The organism is Nocardiopsis sp. NPDC101807 (assembly GCF_044766605.1).
Taxonomy (GTDB): Bacteria; Actinomycetota; Actinomycetes; order Streptosporangiales; family Streptosporangiaceae; genus Nocardiopsis; species Nocardiopsis tropica.
The window spans coordinates 1,105,444-1,125,470 of record NZ_JBIWMK010000001.1; the positions used below are offsets into that span (position 1 = coordinate 1,105,444).

The window sequence follows — 20,027 nt, forward strand, 5'->3', positions numbered from 1 at the left end:
GGCCCTGACCAGCGCGCAAGCGCAGAGGTCAGGGCCTCTCCGCTGTCCGTGGGGAAGCGGCGTCCGCCCTGTTCGACGATGGGAGCCGGCCGCTCTGGTCGTCGGCCCCCACACGTGGCAGGATGACGCCCATGCCCCAAGCTCCCCCCTTCGGGATCCCCCCGAACACCCCTCGGCCCGGTTCCCGGTCGGGTGCCGCGCCGCAGCGCCGCCAGGGGTCGCCCGCCGACAAGGCGGTCACGATCGTCCTCATCTGCCTCGCTCCGCTGGTGTGCCTCGGAACGAGTGCATGGGGCCTCTTCTCGGTCATGGCGACCGCGAGCTGCGGGAGCGACTGCGGTGGCGCCGTCGCCTCGGCCATCCCGCTGATGGTCTTCTCGCCGTGGGCGATCTGGCTGATCGTCGCTGTCTGGTCGATCGTGCGCCTGGTCAGGGGGAGGCCCGCCGCCTGGGTGATGCTCCTCGGCCTGGGGGTGGCGGCCGTGGTCTATGCGGCGGCGAACATCATGCTGTTCGCCGGCGTGGGCTGACCCTCCGCGGGCACGGCGACCGCGCCCGGCTCCTCGCCCTCCGGGGCGACCGCTCCGGTCCCCGTGCGGAGGAACAGGCCGATCTCCGCGCATGCCGGTGGCGGCCCGGAGTCCCCCTGTGCGGTGCCCACGCGCACAGACGGTTCCGGACCACCGCGGCTTCCGGCGGCAGAGCCCCCTGCCGGGCCCTGCCGTAGATGCGTCCGGTTTCGGGACGAGCACCTCTCCTCCGGCAACCGTGCCCTCACCGCAGGCGGCCACCGCGTCTTGTGGCCTGTGCGGCGATGACGGTTCCCCGACCGCTTCCGTGCCCCGCCCGCCGCGGTGCTCGGAGAGCGGCCTGCCCGACCCCTTCGGGCTGCCGCCGGTGCGTGCCTCCGCCCAGCCGGATTCCGCACCGGGGGGACGGGTGCCGTCGTCCGTCAACCGGTTCTCCGTGGTCGGTGGACCGGGGAGCGGTCTCCGACCGGGCAGACCGGAGGGCCCCGGGCCAGGGGGGACGTGCCCCCGCCCGGCGGTCGGAGGCTGCGCGGAGCGGCCGGGCGCACGGACCGTTCCCCCTGCCGGAAACGGGCCCGCCCACCCCCGCTCCGGAGCCGGTCCGCGGCGCCGGGTCCGGGGACACGGGCGGCATCGCTTCCCACGACCCCGGGGACGGTCCCTCCGGGGAGGTCGGGTCCTCCCGCGGAACGGTCCGGTGCGGGGGCGGGGGAGTTCTCGTCGTGGACGGCGGCGCGGTCCCCGGTCGGCCCGGTGTCCGCGGCCACGCGCGGGAGGTCGCCCGTGGGCCGGGCCGGGCCGACGGCCTTGCCCGGGAACCGCGGCGTGCCGTGGTCGACCACCAGCGCCGGCGGGACGTTCCCGACGTCGAAGCGGAGCCAGGCCGCGGTTCCGGACTCGTCGCGTTCACCGAGCCGGAGGTGGAGGTGGGATTCCCCGTGGTCCACGGCCCACCGGTAGGCCTCGGTGACGTCGAACTCCACCTCCCCGTCCACGGGGCAGGCGGCCTGCCCTCCCGTGATGCTCCGGGTGTCGAGCAGGGCGCGGGCCGCGGGCTGGTCGTTCCAGGTGGTCCCGCCGTGGAAGGGGTCGACCCGGTGCACCTGCGCGAAGGAGGTGCTGTCGCAGTCGTAGGACCACACCACCCGGGTGCGGAGCACCGCGGAGTCGACGGCGGTGCCGGGGCCGTGCGCGACCGGGAACCGGAACAGGGCCCTGCGGGTGTAGACGCGGTCCCAGGCGAGGCGCCCCGTGCCCACGCTGGCGGTCTCGGCGCCGCCGTAGGACCGGTCGGGGAAGGCCAGGTCGACGTAGGTCCACGCGGAACTCCCGGTCTCGGTCCGGCCACCGCCGGAGCGCGCCGGTTCGGGGGAGCCGTCGGCGTCGGGGCCGGTAGGCCCGGGGCCCCCGCCCGCCGGGTCGGCGCTCCCCCGCGCGCCGATCAGCTCCTCCCGGGCGCCGTGCTCCCCGGAGGCTCCCGGTCCGCCCGCGGTCGGGGCCTCATCGCCGGCCGCGACCGGGGCAGCGGCCAGCAGTGAGAGGACCAGGGCGAGAGTCGCACAGGCCGTCGTCGCACGGGGCAGGGAACGACGCATGACGGGGGGTGCCTACACATTCCGACTATGACCGAAAAAGAATACGGGCGAGACAGAGAAGTCCCGCTCCGACAACCAGGAAGTTATCAAATTCCCACAGCGGACCACAAACCCCAGCGGCATAAACACAGACCAAAACCAGAATTACTACCACCGGAAACACGGGCGCCACCTGAACGGCCTCCGCACAGAAGCACTCGAACTCACGATCGACCTTTAAGCGGCGACCATCAAACAGCGCTTCACGTCAGCCCGAAAACCAGCCGCTCCCCGGGCCGGGACGCATGCCCTCCACTGCAGCGCCTCGCGGCAGGGGCTGCCGCGCCCCGGCGGCTCCCGCAGCTCCACCATGACCCGGCGGACACCCCCGGCAAAAAGGGGCGTCCGTATCCGTTCCGAATCCCCGGCGACATTCCCGAGCAGCGCGGCGACGGGTCGGGAGGCACAGCCTCCGAGCCCCGGACCGAGGCGGACGGACGACACCCCACGGCCGAAGGCAATCCGCCTTCGACAGAAACTCCCTTATCCACAGACCGTTTTCGGAAATCCGGAAAAGGCAGGCACACCGACATCGATGGCCGGGCGTTCCTTCTGCCGCCCCGCCCGGACGCAGGGGGCCCGGTGGAGCGGCCTCCCGGGGCTCACTCCCCGTCGGCGTCGTCGTCCTCGGACGGCTCCCCAGGCGGACGGATACGGCTGGCGAGCCGGTAGTCGGCACGGACGTCCTCGTAGACCACCCCGGTCCGGACGGGCCGGGGAAGCCCCGAGCGGTCGCTGCCGACGGTCCCCTCCTGGTTCGGCTCCCCCCGGGACCGCGACACGACCTCCGGGGCCTCGTGGAAGACCAGTTCGTCCGCGGTCACGGAGGCACTGATCTCCACGTCGTACTCGGCACGTTTCCGTTCACCCATGGTCTCCACCCCCGTCTGCCGCCGGGCGGATTCGCGACCGGTGGGCCGGGCGGCCCCCGGACCCTACTTCCGGGCCCTGCCGCCGGCGCCCTTGGCCGCGCCCCCGGCGCCCTTCCCCGTACTCTTCGCCGCGGACCCCGCGCCCTTCGCGGCGCCCCCGGTGCCCTTCCCCGTGCTCTTCGCCGCGGACCCCGCGCCCTTGCCCACGTCCTTGGCCGCGTTCCCCGCGCCCTTCCCCGTGCTCTTCGCCGCGGACCCGGCTCCTGCGCCGACATCCTTGGCTGCGCTCCCGGCACCCGCGCCGACGCCCTCCGTCGCCTTCCCCGCACCCGCGCCGACATCCTTCGCCGCGGACCCGGCTCCCGCGCCGACGCCCTCCACAGCGCTCCCGGCACCCGCGCCGACATCCTCGACGGCGGTCCCCGCACCGGCGCCGACCTCCTCCACAGCCTTCCCGGCGCCCCGGCCCACGTCCTCCACGGCTCCTCCGGCGCCCCGGCCCAGGGCTCCCACGGCCTGTCCCGCGCCGCCCGCGACCTGTTCGAGCGAGCTCCCCACGCCCCGGGTCACCTGCTCGAGGATCTGCGGGTTCGTGTCGATGGTCTGGAGGACCCTGGTGATGATGTCCCGGACGTTGTCGAGCCGTACCTTGAGCAGGGCCTGGGCCTCGACGCCCTTGATGTTCAGGTGGACGCGGCCGAGTTCGACGTCCGCCCCCACCTTCAGTTTGAGCAGGTCCAGCACCTCGGCCTGGAGCGAGACGGAGGCCAGGAGGTTCTCGACCTCGAGCTCGATCTCGTCGACCTTCAGGACCGGCACGTCGAGGAGCACGTCCGTCTCCTCTCTGCCGGGGTTCAGGTCGACGTCCTCCCGGAGGGGCTCCAGCTCCTCCTCCGCACCGTCGGACCGCTTCGCCCGCGCGGTCCCGGGCTTCGCGCCCCCCTCGTCCGGCGCGTCGCCCTTCCCGGTTCTCCTGCCGCCGGCACGCGTGGTCCGCTCCTTGCCCTTGCCTGCCTCCTGGGAACTCTGGTTCACCGTGTCGGCACCCTTCTGCGTGGTTCGGGCACACCCGGCGGTCCCTGCGCCCTCCCGGGGATGCGGTCTGCCCGTCGTCCATGGCGCGAACACCCGCGCCGAACGCCTTGTTCGCCACCGCCCGGTGATCGCGGGTGTGTCCGCCCCCTGTACCCGCGACCCTCGTCAGGGAAACCGTTCTCCCTGTTCAGAGCGTGTCCTACGGCCTCATCCCGGTGCTCCCCGGCGGTGCGTCCCACGCCCGGGGCGGCTCAGGTCGGCTCCTCCGCCGGACCCGGGCCGCCGAGACGGCGCAGCGCCTCCTCCCAGCGGCTCCGGCGCTCGTCACCGGTGAGCTCCCACCAGGGGGTCCCGCGTTCGCCCAGGCCCTCCTTGGCCCAGGCCACCCGGGTCCGGGCCAGCCGCTCCGCCCCGGGATCCCGCGAGCGCAGCGCCGCCGCCACGTCCCTGCGGGCCGACATCAGGTGGCCGACCAGGTCCTCGCGCACCCGGTCCGGCAGGGCGGGGTCGCTCGCCCGCCACCGCCGGCCGCCGATCACGACGTGGCGGCCGTCGGCGGTGCGTTCCGGTTCCCGCATGTGGGGGACCCTGCCCCGCGGCACGGGAGGCCACACCGGCAGGCCGTCCTCCGCCCGCCCCGCGGGCCGGGGCCGGGGGCGGCGGCGTGCGCGCCCCCGGCGCCGTCGGCTCAGCCGGCGGGGGCCACGCCCACCGCCACGGCGAGGTCCTGCCAGGACATGCCCGACCCCTTGAACACGTTGGGGCGGTCGGTGCTGCGGTGCGCCTCCCCGCGCACGAGGGGTGCGAGGCCGACGAGGTCCCCGGCGGCGAGCGTCCCCTCGTCGATCGCGAGCACGACGTCGCCGCACTCGCGCAGTGCGGCGCCGCGCTCCTCGACGACGACGCGGGAGCGTCCCATCAGCGCCGCGTCGAGTTCGCGGCGGTCCGGTTCGTGGGACCCGATGGCGACCACGCAGGCGCCGTCGCGGACGAGGGAGCCGTCGAACAGGGGCTCGGCGGCGGACGTCGCGCACACGACGATGTCGGCGTCCGCGACGTCGGCGGCGGCGCCCGCCTCCGCCGTGATGCCGTGCGCGGCGATCTCGGCGAGGGCGGACGCGACCCTGCCGGGGTCGCGGCCGACCAGTCGGACGTCGGCGAGGTCCCGGATCCCCGCCATCGCCAGGGTGTGCGAGACGGCCTGCGGACCGGTGCCGAACACGACGAGCCGGGAGGCCCCGGGCGCGGCGAGCCGGTCGGCGGCCACGGCGGAGGTGGCCGGTGTGCGCAGGGAGGTGAGGGCGACGCCGTCGACGAGCAGGCGCGGTGTCAGCGTCCGCGCGTCCATGAGCATGTAGACGGCCTGGATCCGCGGCAGCCCCCGCCCGGGGTTGTCCGGGGACACGGACGCGATCTTGACGCCGACCCACTCCCCCAGCGTCGAGGGCATGAGCAGCAGGTGCCCCTCCCCGGCCGGGGCGTGGGCGCGGGCCGGGTCCTCGGCCGGGTCGAAGCCGTCGAGCAGCGCTTTCTCGACCAGTTCCCGTGCTCGCGAGGGGCTGATCCGGGCGCGGACCTCCTCCGCGTCGACGAGGGGCAGGCCGGCGGGTGCGGGGTTCACAGGGTCACCTTGTCGTTCTCTCTGGCGGCGATCGCCGCGGACTCCTTGCGCACGATCCGTCCGGAGAGCAAGACCGCGCAGATCGAGATGGCCGCCAGGACCACCAGGTAGGCGGCGATGGGCCACCAGGCGCCGTCGAACCGGGCGAGCAGCCAGGTCGCCAGGAGCGGCGCGGTGCCGCCGGCGAGGGCCGCGCCGACCTGGTAGCCGAGGGTCACACCGGTGTAGCGGACGCGCGTCGTGAAGATCTCCGAGGTCAGGGTGCCGAGGGTCGCGGTGACCGGGGGCCACACGAGGCCGAGGCTGATCACGACGGCCGCGTACACGGCCCAGTCCATCCGGAGGTCGAGCAGCATGAAGAAGGGGGCAGCGAAGGCGGCGATGAGCACCGCGCCCCCGAGGAACACGGCGGGGCGGCCGAGCCGGTCGGAGAGCCTGCCCATGAGCAGGATGCCGAAGGTGCTGACGAGGGCCCCGGCGCTCACGGCGTTGAGGACGACGGACCGCTCCATGTCGAGCGTGCCCGTGGCGTAGCTGACGACGAACGTCGCGAAGATGTAGAACGGCGCGGTCTCGACGACCTTGGCGCCGACGGCCACGAGCACGGAACGCCAGTGGTCGCGGAGCGTGTCGATGATCGGCAGTGCGGCGACGTCTCCGCTCTCCTTGGCCTCGCGGAACGCCGGGGTCTCGGCGAGGCCCTTGCGGATCCACAGGCCGACGAAGACGAGGACGACGCTGGCGACGAACGGGATGCGCCACCCCCAGGACTCGAACGCGGCCGCGGGCATGAGGCTCACGAGCGCGAAGGCGACCGTGGACATCAGCATGCCGATGGTGATGCCGGTCTGGGGCACGGCGCCGAAGAAGCCCCGGCGGTTCTCGGGCGCGTACTCGTAGGCGAGGAGGAGGGCGCCGCCCCACTCGCCGCCGATCGCCAGGCCCTGGACCACACGGCAGAGGATCAGCAGGACCGGGGCGAGGACGCCGACCTGGTCGTAGTTGGGCAGCAGGCCGATCGCCACGGTGGCGCCGCCCATGAGCGACAGGGTGATGACGAGGGTCTTCTTGCGGCCGATGCGGTCGCCGATGTGGGAGAAGACGATGCCGCCGAACGGCCGGATGAAGAAGGTCAGCGACAGCGACAGGTACGACAGCATCAACGAGACCAGGGGGTCGTCGTTGGGGAAGAACTGCTTGTCGAAGATCAGCGCGGCGGCTGTCGCGTAGAGGAAGAAGTCGAACCACTCGATGGTGCTGCCGCTGAGGCTGCCGATGAGCACCCGGCGGTTGGTGGCCGGTTTTCCGACCGTGGACTGTTGCGGTGACACGCACAACTCCTGGGGTGGGGGCCGACGTGACGTGGGCCTCACGAAGGGGACTAGTGCAACGTACAATTTCACATTGCACTTAGGCAAACCCTCGTGACCTGGTCGGTTCCGGGAACGCCCCCGCCGCGGAGGCCGCGTCAGGCCTCCGGGAGCCCCGCCCAGACCCCGCGCACGTGCCCGAGGTGGTGCCTCATGAGCGCCTCCGCGCCCGGGGCGTCGCGGTCCTCGACACGGTCCAGCAGGGCGTGGTGCTCCCGGGCCGTGGCGGTGAGGCGCCCCTCCTGGTGGAGGCGGCGCAGCGCCGACAGGCGCGACATGCCGCGCAGGCGCCGCACCTCCTCGACGATCCGGGCGTTGCCCGCGATGGCGAGCAGCTGGAGGTGGAAGGCCGTGTCCGCGGCGACGAACTCCCGCAGCTCCCCCGACTCGGCGGTCTCCGTGAGCCGGTCCGCGAGCGGGCGCAGCAGGGCGACCTGCTCGGCGGTGGCCGTCCCGGCGACGCGGCCGACGGTCGGGACCTCGATGAGGGCCCGCAGCTCGATGATCTCGTCGAGCGCGACGTCGCCGAGTTCGACCACCCGGTACCCGCGGTGCCGGATCGTCTCGACGAGGCCCTCCCGGGTCAGCTCCATCATGGCCTCCCGGACGGGGGTGGCGGAGACGCCGAGGCGTTCGGCCAGCGCCGGGGCCGAGTAGATGGTGTCGGGTGCGAGCTCCCCGGCGACCATGGCCTCGCGCAGCACCTGGGTCACCCGGGCGCGGAGGCTCGTGGGCTCGGCGAGCGACCCGAGGACGGGGGTCGCCCGGGCCTGGCGCGCGTCGATGCTCATGCGGTGCGGTTCCTCCTCGGGCGGGCTCCTGTCGCTCCCAGGATGCCACGCTCCCCGCCGGGGCCCGCCGGAGCGGGGGTCGCGGGCCCTTCCCCGCGGTGCTCCGCCCGGCTCCGGGCCCGCGGCCGGCCCCGGTCTCCCCCGGCATTCCTCGCACTCCCTTGGGTTTGTCCCGGCCAGGACCCGGGCAGCGGCACGAGTGCGGCACGAGCAAGGTCCGCGACCACAAGGGAGACGACATGATCCGCAAGCTGTCCGAACTGGGCGTCACCTCCGACATGGCCTACTGTGCGGGCGCCGCGTCCATCGGCCTGACCATTCTGACGTGGCTGGCCTCCAAGAAGAAGGAGGACGCCGGCAAGGACGCGGCCGAGCGCAAGGGCCTGTTCGTCGGTGAGTGGGCGCCGACCTTTTTCGCGCTCGGGGTGGCGCTCAGGTTCGAGGAGGCCAAGAAGTAGGGCCGCACGCAGAGCGGGCCCCGTCGCGGGTTTCGCGGACGGCAAGCCCGGCCGGGTTCCCGGCCGGGCTTCGACGCGTCCGGCGCGGCGGCCCGGCCCACACGGCACCGGAGGGGCACGACCTGGTGGAAACGTCAGAGGCAGTGGACAGGAACGGACCGGACACGACGGGAGGCGGGCACGAGGAGCGGCACGGGGACCGCGTCACCGCCAGGCTGGTGGCGGAGGCCGCCTCGGGCGGGCTGGACCTGCCGCTCCCCGGAGGCGGCGCCACATGGGCGCGCTGGGAGCGCCTGCGCGACCTCGCCCGTGAGGACCTCGCCCTGGCCCGGCTGGCCGAGGGCCACGCCGACGCCGTCGCGATCCTGGCCGAACTGGACGGACCCGCACCCGAACCCGGTGACGTGTGGGGGGTGTGGGCCGCGCATCCCCCCGGCGCGGCCCTGACGGCGCGCGCGTCGGGCGGCCGTTGGAGGCTGTACGGGACCAAACCCTTCTGCTCCGGGGCCCACGTCTGCACCCACGCCCTGGTCGGCGCCGAGGTTGGGGGCGGCCGACGGGCCCTGTTCGCGGCCGGGACCGCGGGCGCGGAGCCGCTGGCGGGCACGTGGGCGTCGGCGGGCATGGAGGCCAGCGACACGCTCACCGTCCGCTTCGACGGCGTGGCGGCCGAACCGGTCGGCGGCCCGGGCGACTACCTGGACAGGCCGGGGTTCCACCACGGCGGCGCCGGGGTCGCCGCCTGCTGGTACGGGGGCGCCCTGGCCGTGGCCCGCCCCCTGGCCGACCGTGCCGGGCGGGAGGGCGCCGGCCCGCACGTGCTCAGCGCGTACGGCGCCGTGGACCGGGACCTGTACTCCGCGGAGTCGGTGCTGCGCCGCGCCGCCCGCGAGATCGACGACCGCCCCCTGGACGCCGCCCGCGGCGCCGTGCTCGCCGCGAGGGTGCGCGCGGTCGTCGCCGAGGTCTGCGCCGGTGTGCTCCGGCGGACGGGGGAGGCGCTGGGCGCCGGACCGCTCGCGGGCGACCCCGCCTACGCGCGGGCCGCGTCCGACCTCGCGGTGTACGTCCGCCAGCACCACGCCGACCGGGACCTGGCCGCGCTGGGGGCACTCGCGGCGCGGACGAGAGGAGACGGGGATGACCGCTGAGGGAGCGCCGGCGCGTCCGGCGGAGGACGCCGGCACACCGGAGGAGGCGTGGGTCCGGTGGAGGGGCCTGGACCGCCTTCCGGCCCTGGACCTCGAAGGGGTGCGTGAGGCGGTCGTCGTGGCGCCGCACCCCGACGACGAGACGCTCGGGTTCGGCGGCGGGCTCGCCGTGCTCGCCGCCGCAGGCGTCCGCCTGCGGATCGTGGCGGTGACCGACGGGGAGTCCTCGCACCCGGGCAGCACCGTGTTCACGCAGGACCGGCTCGTGGCGCGGCGCGCGGCCGAGCGCGCGGACGCGCTCGCGGCCCTCGGGGCGGCCGGGGCCGGGGTCGAGCGCCTGGGGCTGCCCGACGGCGGCGTGGGCGTCTACGAGCGGGAGCTGGCCCGGCGGCTGGCGGACCTCTGCGGCGGCGCGGACCTGTGCGTGGCGCCCTGGGAGGGCGATCCGCACCCTGACCACGAGGCGGTGGGCCGCGCCTCCCTGCGCGCCGCCCGCTCGCTCGGGGTCCGCTTCCTGTCCTACCCGGTCTGGACCTGGCACTGGAGGCGGCCGGGCGACGGGTCCGTCCCCTGGGGCCGGGCGAGCCGCCTGGACCTGCCTCGGGACGTCCGGCGCCGGAAGGACGCCGCGCTCCGCGCCTTCACGACGCAGGTCGGCCCCATCGGTCCGGGCGAGGCGGACCGGGCGATCCTGGAGCCCTCGATGCTGGCCCACTTCACCCGCGACCACGAGGTGGTGTTCACGTGACGGTCGACGGAGCCTACTTCGACGCGATGTACTCCTCCTCCGACGACCCCTGGGGGTTCCGGTCCCGGTGGTACGAGCGGCGCAAGCGCGCCCTGAGCACGGCCGCCCTGACGAGGGAGCGCTACGGGCGCGCGTTCGAGCCGGGCTGCGCGATCGGGCTGCTGACCGGGGACCTCGCGTCGCGCTGCGACCGGGTCCTGGCCTGGGAGGGGTCGGCCGAGGCGGCGTCCCTGGCACGCGAGGAGTCGGCGGGCGCCGGGAACGTCCTCGTACAGCGCGCCCGGATCCCCGCGGAGTGGCCCGAGGGCCCGTTCGACCTCGTGGTCCTCTCCGAACTGCTCTACTACTTCGACGACGCGGACCTGGCCTCGGTCCTGGGCCGGACCCGGGGGTCCCTCGGCCCGGGCGGGACCGTCCTGGCCGTGCACTGGCGCCATCCCGTGCCCGAGCACGCGCGCTCCGGGGACGACGCGCACCGGGCCCTGGCCGCCGTCCCCGGGCTGCAGCGGGTGGTCGAGCACGTCGAGGAGGACTTCCTCCTGGACCTGTACCAGTCCTCGGACGCCGGGGGGCCGGTGTCCGTCGCCCGGGCCGGGGGGCTGGTGTGATCCGCGGCCTCGCGGTGGTGGTCCCGGCCCACCAGGAGGAACTGCTCCTCGGTGACTGCCTGGGGTCGGTCGGCGCGGCCCTGGACGCCTCGGGCATCCCGCTCGGCGAACGGCACGTGGTGGTGGTCGCCGACGCCTGCACCGACCGGACCGCGGCGGTCGCCCGGGCCGCGGGGGCGCACGTGGTGCCCGCCGACCACCGGAACGTCGGCGCCGCCCGCCGGACCGGCGCGGTACACGCCCTCCGCCTGGTGGGACGCACCGACCTGGACGCGGTCTGGCTGGCCGTCACCGACGCCGACACGCTCGTGCCCCGGCACTGGATCGCCGAGCAGCTCCGTCACGCCCGTGACTGCGACGCCGTCGTCGGGACCGTGGCGGTGCGGAACTGGTCCGCCAGGGGGCCGGGGGCCGGGCAGCGCTTCGAGCGGGTGTACCCGCGCGACAGGGGCGGGACGCACCCCCACGTCCACGGGGCCAACCTCGGCGTCCGGGCGTCGGCCTACTGCGACGTCGGCGGCTTCCCGCCCCTGCCCTGCTCCGAGGACCTCGCGCTGGTGACGGCTCTGGAGGCCGCGGGCTACCGCGTCCGCCGCCCCCTCGACCCGGCCGTGACGACCTCCGCCAGGCCGGACCCGCGCGCCCGCGGGGGCTTCGGCGACTACCTGACCCGCACGCTGGGGGCCGGCGTCCGCCCGGGGCCGACCCTGCCCCGCGCCTGAGCCCGGGCGCCCCCGCGGAGGGTGCGGGGCTCCCGGGTGCGGCCGTGGCGGGTCGGCTCCCGGTCGGGAGGTCCCGGGACGCGGGACGGCCCCGCACGGTCGGTACCGTGCGGGGCCGTGCCTTCCCGCTGCGTTCGGCCTCAGTGTGCCGGGCGGGCACCCGAACGCGGGGAATCCGGTGCGGCGTCACCGCCGTGATCACCGAATCCTTCGGCTCCTGGCCAGGCCGCTGAGCCAGCCGAGGGGGCTCCTACGGGGCCGACGGCCGCGCGGAGGGGTCCTGCCGGCCGGGAACCGCAGCGGGTTCCCGGGGCCGGGCGTCCGCACGGGGCGGCCGGGCCGCCCCAGGGGGCCGCGTCCACGGGCCAGCGGGTTGCGTCCCGGCGCCAGCGGATTGCGTCCGCCCGCCAGGGGTGTGCGGGCGGCGGGCCGCCATCGCGCCGGCGGAGCCCACTTGGCGGTCAGACTCCTGGCCTTCCTCAGGGGGTTCCTCATCACGGTTCTCCTCCTCGTCAGCGCGGGATCGCGCTGTCTCGGTCGGTTCGTGGCGGCGTCGTCACCGCAGATCTCCCGGGCGCGGTCGCCCCACTGCGGCGCCGGAGGGCGCCGTGGCCGTTCACCCGGGGGCTCGGTACCGGGTCCGTCGCCGGTCCTGGTCCCCCGCGGTGCGCCGACCGCGCTCCCACCGTCGGCGGGGCCCGCGGGCCCTCGCCGGTCGGAGGACGCCGGGCCGCACTCCGTGAGCGGCGCCTTGCTCCTCCTCGCCGTCCTCACAGGGAACGTGCGGTACGGAAGGGAGAAATAATCACGAAAAAGATACTTTTTTCATGCTCATCTGCCTTGCTACCCCAACATGTGGTAATGATGCGCTCTTTTTGAGGAAAGCTCGTACGGCGGCGCACCCGAAACCCGCCGGAGGCGGGGACCCGGACGGGATCACCGCAGTTCGGAGCCCCCGCGTCCGGTTGCCGCGCCCTCAGGGGATTTTCTGCCGCGCCGGCCCCCGGGGCCCGCCACCCGGCGGGCAACCCTCTCAGCGGGGCGCGTCGAAGGAGCCGTTGCGCCGCCCGGCGCCGCCGTCGAGCCCGGGAAACGCCTCGCGGACGCGGACCGCCACGTCGTCGAAGCCGCCGAGCCCCAGGACCCGCACCTGCTCGCGCGCGAACTCGGCCCGGGCGGCCTCGTCCTCGACCGCGTCGACCAGGCTCCGGATGATCGCGACCTGGACGTCGCGTTCGGCCGACTCGTGGCCCTCGGTCTCGGCGGGCCACCAGTAGCTCTCGAAGCCCTCCTCGTCCACGTCGTTGCCCGGTCCGGCCGACTGCGGGGGCCCGTCGCCGAGCGCGTGCGCGTCCGGCTCCCCGACCGGGTCGGGGACTCCGCCCCCCTCGCCGAACGGCGCGTCCAGGAGGTCGCCCTCCCCGAGCGGGTACACGCCCGGACGCGTCGGGGGGACCCCCGCGGCGGCCTCCTCCAACTCCTCCTCGGCGTCGCGTACCGCGTCGCGCAGCGCACCGTCCTTGCGCAGCGCGGACAGGCGTCGCAGCCGCTCCGCGTCCTCGTCCGCCAGCCGCAGGCTCACGTCCTCCGCCCACACCACGATCCCGCTGCCCAGGACGGCCCTCTCCACCGCGAGCAGGGCGGCCAGTTCGCACTCGGCCGTGCCCTCGCGGGCGGGGTCTGTCGCGCTGACCAGGTCGGACGCCCGCGTGACGACGGCGAGGACCGCCGGGGCGACCGGGTTGCGCAGGCCCAGGTCCACGTGGCCGGACCAGCGCCAGTGGACCGTCGCCGAGAAGTACAGGTCGTGGTCGGCGACGGCGCTCGGAAGCGCCACGGGGCGGATCCGGGTGCCCCGCGCGCCGCCCGGCCCCTCGGCCCCGGGCCCCGCCTCCGGCTCGGGCGGGTCGGACGTCCCGGACCGCCCGTCCGCTCCGCCCGCACGCGACAGGTAGGCCGCCAGGCACAGCAGGACGACCGGGGCCCACAGCAGGGCCCAGGGGCCGATGAGCGGGTACAGCAGAGCGGGGACGAGTGCCACCGCCGCGGCGGCGGCGATCAGGCGTGCTCGGGTGACGGGGGTGACGGTGCGCCTCCTCTCGCGGCGAGGCCGCGGCGGACGGTGCCCGACCGGTGCCCTCTGGTGGGCGGACGCGGCCCGGCGGCCGGGAACGCCGCGACGGGGGGTCGCGGCGCCGTCGGCGGGGCGGCGTCCGTACAGGACAGTGTGCCCGAGATCCGGAGCGCGCGTGCCGGGAACACACCAGCGCGGGGACCGTGTGGGGAACATCCGGTCACGGGAAGGTGTCCGCTCCGCCCAGGTTGGGCGAACACCTCCCCTCGTGTTGCCTTGGAACACCAAACAGGTCGCCGGAACATAACAGAATGCGATCACCAGTTCCGCGGCCCTTCCGGTCGCCCGTCCCCGAACCCGCTCGCGGAGCACACCGAATGCCTGCCACACCTCCCGGGTCCGAACGCCGGTTCCGCCCCGAGGTCCAGGGACTGCGTGCCGTCGCCGTCCTCCTGGTCCTCGTCTACCACCTGAACCCCGCCCTGCTTCCGGGCGGCTACGTCGGCGTCGACGTCTTCTTCGTCATCTCCGGCTTCCTCATCACCTCGCTGCTGTACCGCGAGGCGACGGCGCACGGTCGCGTGTCGATCCGCGGCTTCTACGTGCGCCGCGTCCGGAGGCTCCTCCCCGCCGCGACGGTCGTGCTCCTGGGCACGGGCGTCCTCTCGTTCTTCGTGCTGCCGATCACCAGGCTCACCGACACCGCCTGGCAGCTGGCCGCCTCGGCGTTCTACGTCGAGAACCTCTACCTGGCCCGGCAGGCGGTGGACTACCTGGCCTCCGACACGCCGCCCAGCCCCGTCCAGCACTTCTGGTCGCTGTCGGTGGAGGAGCAGTTCTACGTGGTGTGGCCGCTGCTGTTCGCGGTGTGGGCGCTCACGCGGCGGCGCCGGCGGACCACCGCCCGCGCGCTCACGGTGCTCCTGGGGTCGGTGCTGGTGCTGTCCTTCGCCTGCTCGGTGGTGCTGACCCCTCAGGAGCCGGCGTCCGCGTACTTCCTGCCGACGACCCGCGCCTGGGAGCTCGCGGTGGGCGGACTGCTCGCCGTGGGCCTGGCGCACGGCAGCCTGCCGGAGAGGGTGCGCGCCCCCCTGGGCTGGCTGGGCCTGGCCGCCGTCGTCGCCTCCGCCGTCGCCTACGACGACGCCACCCCCTTCCCCGGTTGGGCGGCGGCCCTGCCGGTCCTGGGCGGCGCGGCGGTGATCGCCGCCGAGCAGGGGTCCGGCCGCCTGACCGCTTCGGCCCTGCTGGGCACGGCGCCGGCCCGGTGGGTGGGGGACGTGTCCTACTCCCTGTACCTGTGGCACTGGCCGCTGATCGTCTTCGCGCTCGTCCTCACCGGCCGGGACCGGCTGGGCCCCTTGGACGCGGTCGTGGTGGCGGGCCTGTCCGTGCTGCTGGCGTGGGCGACGAAGGTGTGGGTGGAGGACCCGGTGCGCGACCGGGGCCTGGTCCGGAGCGGGCGGTCCGCGCTGGCCGTGGCCACCGCGGGCATGGTGTCGGTGGCGGCGGTGGGCGGAGCCGCGTACCTGCAGGTCGACCGGTCCGGGTCGGTGACGTTCGACCCGTCGGTGCACACCGGCCCGGCCGCGATCGGCCGGTCCGCCGACTCCGAGGGGGAGTGGACGTACCCCTCCCCGGTCAGGGCCGAGGACGACCTGCCCCTGCTGTACGACGACGACTGCCAGGCGTCCAAGGAGGACAGCGACCCCGCGTCGGCCCAGTGCGTGTACGGGGCGGAGGACGCCGGGACGACGGTGGCGGTGGTCGGGGACTCCCACAGCGCCCAGTGGTTCCCCGCCCTCCACGAGATGGCGGAGGAGAGGGACTGGCGGCTGTTCCTCTACACGAAGTCGTCCTGCGCGTTCACGGACACGATGACCGCGGACGCCGAGGGCGGCGCCTACGAGGAGTGCCAGGAGTGGAACCGGGGGGTGGTGGAGGAGTTCGCGGAGCTGGCCCCGGACCTGGTCTTCACCAGCTCCTCCACGACCAGTCGCCCCTTCGGCACGGAGACGATCGAGGAGGGCAAGCCCGCGATCGCCGAGGGCATGCACCGCCTGTGGCGGGACGTGGCCGAGGTCTCGGGCCCGATCGTCGCGATCCGGGACACGCCCCGCCACCAGAGGGACGTGGTGGAGTGCGTGTCGGCCAACCTCGACCAGCCGGAGCGCTGCGAGGTGACCGAGAGCGAGGCGTTCGAGCACGCCGACCCGCAGGAGGAGGCCGTCCTCGCGCTGGGGGACGAGGCGCACCTGCTCGACCTGAGCGACCGGTTCTGCGTCGACGGCGCGTGCCCCGCGGTGATCGGCAACGTGATGATCTACCGGGACGCCGGGCACATCACGGAGACCTACATCCGGCTGCTCGCCCACGACCTGGGCAGCCGCCTGGACCGCGCCCTGTCCTGAGCGCGCCGCCCGCCCGACCCGTCCGCCGTGCGCCCCGGCCCCGATCTCCCCCCGGCCCGGGGAGAACCGCGCGAACGTCGTCGCACGGCCCTTCGCACACCATTGTCCCGATCCCCGAAAAACACATATCCAGAACCCCTGAAGCGCCATATGAATATCTTCAGTGCATAATCGGGCGTTTTCGGATGGACCACGAAAGTGCACGTGGAAGGCCGGAACATGCCCTCCGAGAACATGCGCGACCCCGGGAATGTGTCGCGTGCGTTCTCCCCGTCGGCGAAGGCCTCCGCGAGTATGATCGCGGAATACAACGGCCGCGCCGTGACGGCGCTGCGCCGTGGTCGTTCCGGAGGCGAGAGGCGAAACGGATGGGGTCGCACCACGGCGAAGGACCGGCGGAGGTCGCCGCCGGGCGCGTCGCCGTCGCCGGGAACGCCGCGGGCGGCGACGCCACCCCCTCCCCCGTGTGCTTCGGATCGGCCCGCGACGTCGTCGGCGAGGAGGCCGGTGACGCCGCCCTCCCCTCCCCCGGCCAGGCGGTGTCCCCGGCCACGGGGCAGAGGGGCCAGGACGCCTCGTACGCGTTCCACGGCCGGGAGCACGGATCCGGACCGGTCGCCGCCGCCCCGCACCGACGGAGCCCGGACCCCGGTCCCGACGTCCGCCGCCTCCTCGTCCACGGCCTCGGCGGCGCCTTCGACGCCGCCGTCGTCCGGGGCGAGGGCGACGGCGGGCGGGTGGTGTGCGCGGACGGGGACCGCCGACTCGGAGGGGCCGAGGAGCCGGAGCACAAGGTCGGCGCCGGTGGCGCACTGCCCGCGGGGCTTCCCCGCGGACCGGCGCAGACCCCCTCCCGGAGCGGGTTCCACCTCACCGGGACCGGCCTGCCCGACGTGCGCGGCCGGGACCCGGCGGGCGGGCGGAAGACAGGTTTCGACGTACAGACCGGCGGGACGGGCCGGGCGGGGGTGGAGCGGGCCGAGGAGGCCCTCGCCATGATCCGCGCCTCCGGCTGACCCGGCGGGGCCCGCGCCGCGGAGCCCCGGACGACGCCGACGGCCACCACGAGCGCGAGGGGAGCGGCACGGCACCATGCCCTGGGACGCACAGGACCGCAGAGGCCACGAGGACGAGGAGGCCGCGCACACCCTCGCCGCGGCGGCGGAGGCGGCCGCCGACGACGGGGCCCCGGCCACCGGGCTCGGGGAGGTGGAGCCGCTGCCGCCGCGCGGAGCCCGCGCCCGGGTGGACGGCCGCGACGTGGTCGTGTCGTGGCAGCCCGGTCCGAGCCGGGCGGGTCCGGTCTCCTACCGGGTGGTGCGCCGGACCGGCCGGGCCGGAAGCGCGCGCGAGGTCGCCGTGGGCGAGCCGTCGGGGACCGAGATCACCGACACCGAGGCGCCGGTCGGCACGGATGTCCGTTACGCGGTGGTGGCGGTGCGCGGCGGCCGCGGGGTGTCGGAGCCGGCGGAGACCTCCCCGGTGATGATCACCCCGGAGGTCTGCGACCTGCGCGTGCGCGCGGGCGAGGCGTCGGTGACCGCGTCGTGGCAGGTCCCGGCGGAGGCGGTACGCGTGGACGCGTGGCGGCGCGAGGGGGAGGCGCCGAGGGGGCCGGGCGACGGGGTCCGGGTGGAGACGGACGGCGCCGGGTTCCGGGACGGCGACGTGCGCCCGGACGCGGAGTACTTCTACCGGGTGCGGGCGGTCTACCTGACCTCGAACGGGCACGCCCGTGCGTCGGAGGGCCTCGTCCTGCGGGCGACACCCGGACCGCCGCCCCCTCCGGTGCTCGACCTGGCCGTGTCGGCGGGCGACGGCGCGGGGGTGCGGGTCCACTGGACCCGGCCGCCCCGCGGCCGGGTCGTCCTGCGGGTGGGCCCGGATCCGTCCAGGTGGGAGCCGGGGACGCCGGTCGGCCCCGACGAGGTGGCCGCCCACGGCCCCGAGGTGCTCGGGGAACCGGCGCCGGGGCCGGTCCGGGAGGGGGACCCCGGGCCGGGGCTGGAGCGGGCGGAGCTGCTCCTGGGCGCGGGGACCAGCCACGTGCTGGCGGTGACGGTCGCCGGCGACCGGGCCGTGGTGGGCCGTTCGGTGCGGATCGCGACCGCGCCGCCGGTCGGGGGGCTGCGCGCGGAGCGCTTCGACACCTCGGTCCGGCTGGGGTGGACGTGGCCGGACGGTGCCGCCGCGGCCCTGGTGTCCTGGGCCCCCGAGCCCTCCGGGGACCCGGAGCACGCGCTGGTCCCGGACGGGTCCGGGGGCGCGCGGTGCACCCGGCGCCAGTACGGGGCGGACGGAGGCTTCGAGGCCGCCATGGGGTCCGGCCCGGTCCGGGTGAGCGTCCGCACCGTGGTGGCGGCGGGGGGCGAGGAGACGGTGGGCGCTCCCGTGTCCGTCACCGTGCCGGGCCGGGCGGTGATCTCCTACCGCGTGGAGACGGCCGGCCTGCTGCGGCGCGAGCGCGTGGTCCACCTGGTCGCGGACCGGGCCTGTGCCATGCCCGAGGTGTCCGTGGTCTACGCCGAGGGGGAGGTGCAGCCGCACTCGGGGGCCCAGGGGCGTGTCCTGGCGACGCTGCCCTCCCGGCGCCTGGACGCGGGAGAGCGGGTGTCGGTGCGTGTGAGGCCGCCCCGGGGGGCCGGCCCCGGCTGGCTGATGTGCTTCCCCGCCGCCGACGACGACCGCGCTGCGCACCTGCGCCAGCCCTCGGTGAAGGAACTGCGCCTGTGAGAGCCCTGACCGCGTTGCACGCCCTGAACCCCCTGGACGGCCGACGCCTCGTGTGCCCCTACTGCTACTCGCGTTTCACCGAGCGCCTGATCCGGTTCCGGTGCACCGGGCGGCCCGGCCCCGGCGGGAGGGTCTGCGCCCCCGTCGAGGACACGGCGGTCCGGACCCACCTGGGACGCCGCGAGCGGCTCCCACCGGTGTTCGGGGCCGACGGACGGCGGGCCCTCGCTGTCTGCCCGGAGTGCTCGTCGACCACCGGCAAACAGGTGTGCGCCACCTGCCACGCGCAGCTGCCGGTGAACTTCGGCCGCACCAGCAGTCGGCTGATCGCCCTGGTGGGCGCCCGTGACGCGGGCAAGACCGTGTTCATGACGGTGCTCATCCACGAGCTGATGAACCGCGTGGGCGCCAGGTTCGGCGCCTCGGTGGGCGGCTCCGACGACCACACGCGCCACCGGTTCCGGGCCGACTACGAGACCCCGCTGTACGAGGAGGAGCGGCTCCTGGGCGCCACCCGGCGCACGGGGACCACGCGTGAGCCGCTGGTGTTCCGTTTCACGGCGCCCCGGCGGGGGCTGGCCGGGCGGCGGCCCCGGCACACCCTGCTGTCGTTCTTCGACACCGCCGGGGAGGACCTGACGTCGGAGGAGAGCGTCGAGGCGAACCTCCGGTACCTCAACAACGCCGACGGGGTCATCCTGCTGCTGGACCCGCTCCAGATGGAGGGGGCGCGCAGACTCGCCCCGGCGGGGACGAGGATGCCCGCGCCCGGCCGCGCCGCGGGGCAACCGCTGGACATGTTGGGCAGGGTCACCGACCTGCTCCTGAAACGGCCCGGGACGGCCGGCCGGCTCATCCGGGTTCCCATGGCGGTGTGCCTGACCAAGATCGACGCGCTGCACGGCCAGCTGGACGCGGGGTCCCCCCTGCACCGGCCCCAGCCGGGGGAGCCGTTCTTCGACGACTCCGACAGCCAGGACGTGCACGCCCAGGTCCAGCAGCTCCTGCACCGGTGGGACGGCGGCGGGATCGACGGGCACGTGCGCAACCACTACCGCAACGCCCGCTACTTCGGGGTGTCCGCGCTGGGCGGCGCCCCCGACGACGGGAACCGGGTCCGGGGCGGGGTGCGCCCCTACCGGGTCGCGGACCCGTTCCTGTGGATGCTGGGCGAGTTCGGGGTGGTCCCCTCACGTGAGGGCCCCTGACCCGCGGCCGCCGCGGTGCGGCGCACCCGCAGGGCCGGTCCGCCGGCCGCAGGACCCCCGC

18 protein-coding genes are annotated in these 20,027 nt (G+C 75.3%); 10 read left to right on the plus strand and 8 right to left on the minus strand.

Translation table 11 applies throughout. From position 1 onward, the window contains the following. The first annotated feature begins 131 nt into the window (after positions 1–131). Positions 132–530, plus strand: a complete 399-nt coding sequence (locus tag ACIRPH_RS04725; RefSeq protein ID WP_402909171.1) for a hypothetical protein — start codon at positions 132–134, stop codon at positions 528–530. 422 nt (positions 531–952) lie between these two features. Here the strand turns inward: ACIRPH_RS04725 and ACIRPH_RS04730 are convergent, their stop codons facing one another. The 7 genes from ACIRPH_RS04730 to ACIRPH_RS04760 form a co-directional block, all read right to left on the minus strand. Further along, the gene (locus tag ACIRPH_RS04730; protein WP_402909173.1) at positions 953–2,125 is read right to left on the minus strand and encodes a DNRLRE domain-containing protein; all 1,173 of its coding nucleotides are present in this window, start codon (positions 2,123–2,125) and stop codon (positions 953–955) included. A 641-nt stretch (positions 2,126–2,766) separates the two neighbouring features. Next, a complete protein-coding gene (locus ACIRPH_RS04735; protein ID WP_402909176.1) occupies positions 2,767–3,036 on the minus strand; it encodes a hypothetical protein in 270 nt (89 codons plus the stop codon). Positions 3,037–3,099: 63 nt separating this feature from the next. Next, positions 3,100–4,071: a hypothetical protein gene (locus ACIRPH_RS04740; RefSeq protein WP_402909179.1), complete on the minus strand. Its 972-nt coding sequence runs from the start codon at positions 4,069–4,071 to the stop codon at positions 3,100–3,102. A 251-nt stretch (positions 4,072–4,322) separates the two neighbouring features. Continuing rightward, entirely contained in the window at positions 4,323–4,649 is a 327-nt protein-coding gene (locus ACIRPH_RS04745) for a hypothetical protein (protein ID WP_402909181.1), read from the minus strand. A 110-nt stretch (positions 4,650–4,759) separates the two neighbouring features. Further along, positions 4,760–5,692 carry an ornithine cyclodeaminase family protein gene (locus ACIRPH_RS04750; protein WP_402909184.1) on the minus strand — a complete coding sequence of 311 codons (933 nt, stop codon included), beginning with the start codon at positions 5,690–5,692 and terminating at the stop codon, positions 4,760–4,762. After that, the gene (locus tag ACIRPH_RS04755; protein ID WP_402909187.1) at positions 5,689–7,023 is read right to left on the minus strand and encodes an MFS transporter; all 1,335 of its coding nucleotides are present in this window, start codon (positions 7,021–7,023) and stop codon (positions 5,689–5,691) included. Before ACIRPH_RS04755 ends, ACIRPH_RS04750 begins: the two co-directional genes overlap by 4 nt. Before the next feature lie 137 nt (positions 7,024–7,160). Further along, on the minus strand, positions 7,161–7,853 hold the full coding sequence (locus ACIRPH_RS04760; protein WP_402909189.1) for a GntR family transcriptional regulator: 693 nt from the start codon (positions 7,851–7,853) through the stop codon (positions 7,161–7,163). Positions 7,854–8,092: 239 nt separating this feature from the next. Here ACIRPH_RS04760 and ACIRPH_RS04765 point away from each other — a divergent pair, with 239 nt between their 5' ends. The 5 genes from ACIRPH_RS04765 (at position 8,093) to ACIRPH_RS04785 (ending at position 11,540) form a co-directional block, all read left to right on the plus strand. Continuing rightward, entirely contained in the window at positions 8,093–8,311 is a 219-nt protein-coding gene (locus ACIRPH_RS04765; RefSeq protein ID WP_402909192.1) for a hypothetical protein, read from the plus strand. Between the two features lie 143 nt (positions 8,312–8,454). After that, positions 8,455–9,462 carry an acyl-CoA dehydrogenase gene (locus ACIRPH_RS04770; protein ID WP_402909195.1) on the plus strand — a complete coding sequence of 336 codons (1,008 nt, stop codon included), beginning with the start codon at positions 8,455–8,457 and terminating at the stop codon, positions 9,460–9,462. Further along, a complete protein-coding gene (locus tag ACIRPH_RS04775) occupies positions 9,452–10,210 on the plus strand; it encodes a PIG-L deacetylase family protein (protein WP_402909198.1) in 759 nt (252 codons plus the stop codon). Before ACIRPH_RS04770 ends, ACIRPH_RS04775 begins: the two co-directional genes overlap by 11 nt. Further along, complete coding sequence (locus ACIRPH_RS04780) at positions 10,207–10,818, plus strand: class I SAM-dependent methyltransferase (RefSeq protein WP_402909201.1); 612 nt, start codon at positions 10,207–10,209, stop codon at positions 10,816–10,818. Before ACIRPH_RS04775 ends, ACIRPH_RS04780 begins: the two co-directional genes overlap by 4 nt. After that, positions 10,815–11,540 carry a glycosyltransferase gene (locus ACIRPH_RS04785; RefSeq protein ID WP_402909204.1) on the plus strand — a complete coding sequence of 242 codons (726 nt, stop codon included), beginning with the start codon at positions 10,815–10,817 and terminating at the stop codon, positions 11,538–11,540. The genes ACIRPH_RS04780 and ACIRPH_RS04785 overlap by 4 nt, the downstream gene beginning before the upstream one ends. A 1,033-nt stretch (positions 11,541–12,573) precedes the next feature. On the opposite strand, the gene ACIRPH_RS04790 is transcribed toward ACIRPH_RS04785, so the two are convergent. Next, positions 12,574–13,581 (minus strand): hypothetical protein, encoded by a 1,008-nt coding sequence (locus ACIRPH_RS04790; protein WP_402909206.1) that lies wholly within the window; start codon positions 13,579–13,581, stop codon positions 12,574–12,576. 410 nt (positions 13,582–13,991) lie between these two features. On the opposite strand from ACIRPH_RS04790, the gene ACIRPH_RS04795 reads away from it, so the two are divergent. From ACIRPH_RS04795 to ACIRPH_RS04810, 4 genes are all read left to right on the plus strand, one after another. Next, entirely contained in the window at positions 13,992–16,025 is a 2,034-nt protein-coding gene (locus ACIRPH_RS04795; protein ID WP_402909208.1) for an acyltransferase family protein, read from the plus strand. 368 nt (positions 16,026–16,393) lie between these two features. Further along, positions 16,394–17,041, plus strand: a complete 648-nt coding sequence (locus ACIRPH_RS04800; RefSeq protein WP_402909211.1) for a hypothetical protein — start codon at positions 16,394–16,396, stop codon at positions 17,039–17,041. A gap of 76 nt (positions 17,042–17,117) precedes the next feature. Continuing rightward, positions 17,118–18,758 carry a hypothetical protein gene (locus tag ACIRPH_RS04805; RefSeq protein ID WP_402909212.1) on the plus strand — a complete coding sequence of 547 codons (1,641 nt, stop codon included), beginning with the start codon at positions 17,118–17,120 and terminating at the stop codon, positions 18,756–18,758. Further along, complete coding sequence (locus ACIRPH_RS04810; RefSeq protein WP_402909215.1) at positions 18,755–19,966, plus strand: hypothetical protein; 1,212 nt, start codon at positions 18,755–18,757, stop codon at positions 19,964–19,966. Before ACIRPH_RS04805 ends, ACIRPH_RS04810 begins: the two co-directional genes overlap by 4 nt. Positions 19,967–20,027 lie beyond the last annotated feature (61 nt).

What these genes read in the sequence shown, in the direction of transcription:
- ACIRPH_RS04725 (WP_402909171.1), top strand. Translation starts at nt 132, where the DNA reads ATGCCCCAAGCTCCCCCCTTCGGGATCCCCCCGAACACCCCTCGGCCC.
- ACIRPH_RS04730 (WP_402909173.1), bottom strand. Translation starts at nt 2,125, where the DNA reads ATGCGTCGTTCCCTGCCCCGTGCGACGACGGCCTGTGCGACTCTCGCC.
- ACIRPH_RS04735 (WP_402909176.1), bottom strand. Translation starts at nt 3,036, where the DNA reads ATGGGTGAACGGAAACGTGCCGAGTACGACGTGGAGATCAGTGCCTCC.
- ACIRPH_RS04745 (WP_402909181.1), bottom strand. Translation starts at nt 4,649, where the DNA reads ATGCGGGAACCGGAACGCACCGCCGACGGCCGCCACGTCGTGATCGGC.
- ACIRPH_RS04760 (WP_402909189.1), bottom strand. Translation starts at nt 7,853, where the DNA reads ATGAGCATCGACGCGCGCCAGGCCCGGGCGACCCCCGTCCTCGGGTCG.
- ACIRPH_RS04765 (WP_402909192.1), top strand. Translation starts at nt 8,093, where the DNA reads ATGATCCGCAAGCTGTCCGAACTGGGCGTCACCTCCGACATGGCCTAC.
- ACIRPH_RS04775 (WP_402909198.1), top strand. Translation starts at nt 9,452, where the DNA reads ATGACCGCTGAGGGAGCGCCGGCGCGTCCGGCGGAGGACGCCGGCACA.
- ACIRPH_RS04795 (WP_402909208.1), top strand. Translation starts at nt 13,992, where the DNA reads ATGCCTGCCACACCTCCCGGGTCCGAACGCCGGTTCCGCCCCGAGGTC.
- ACIRPH_RS04800 (WP_402909211.1), top strand. Translation starts at nt 16,394, where the DNA reads ATGGGGTCGCACCACGGCGAAGGACCGGCGGAGGTCGCCGCCGGGCGC.
- ACIRPH_RS04805 (WP_402909212.1), top strand. Translation starts at nt 17,118, where the DNA reads ATGCCCTGGGACGCACAGGACCGCAGAGGCCACGAGGACGAGGAGGCC.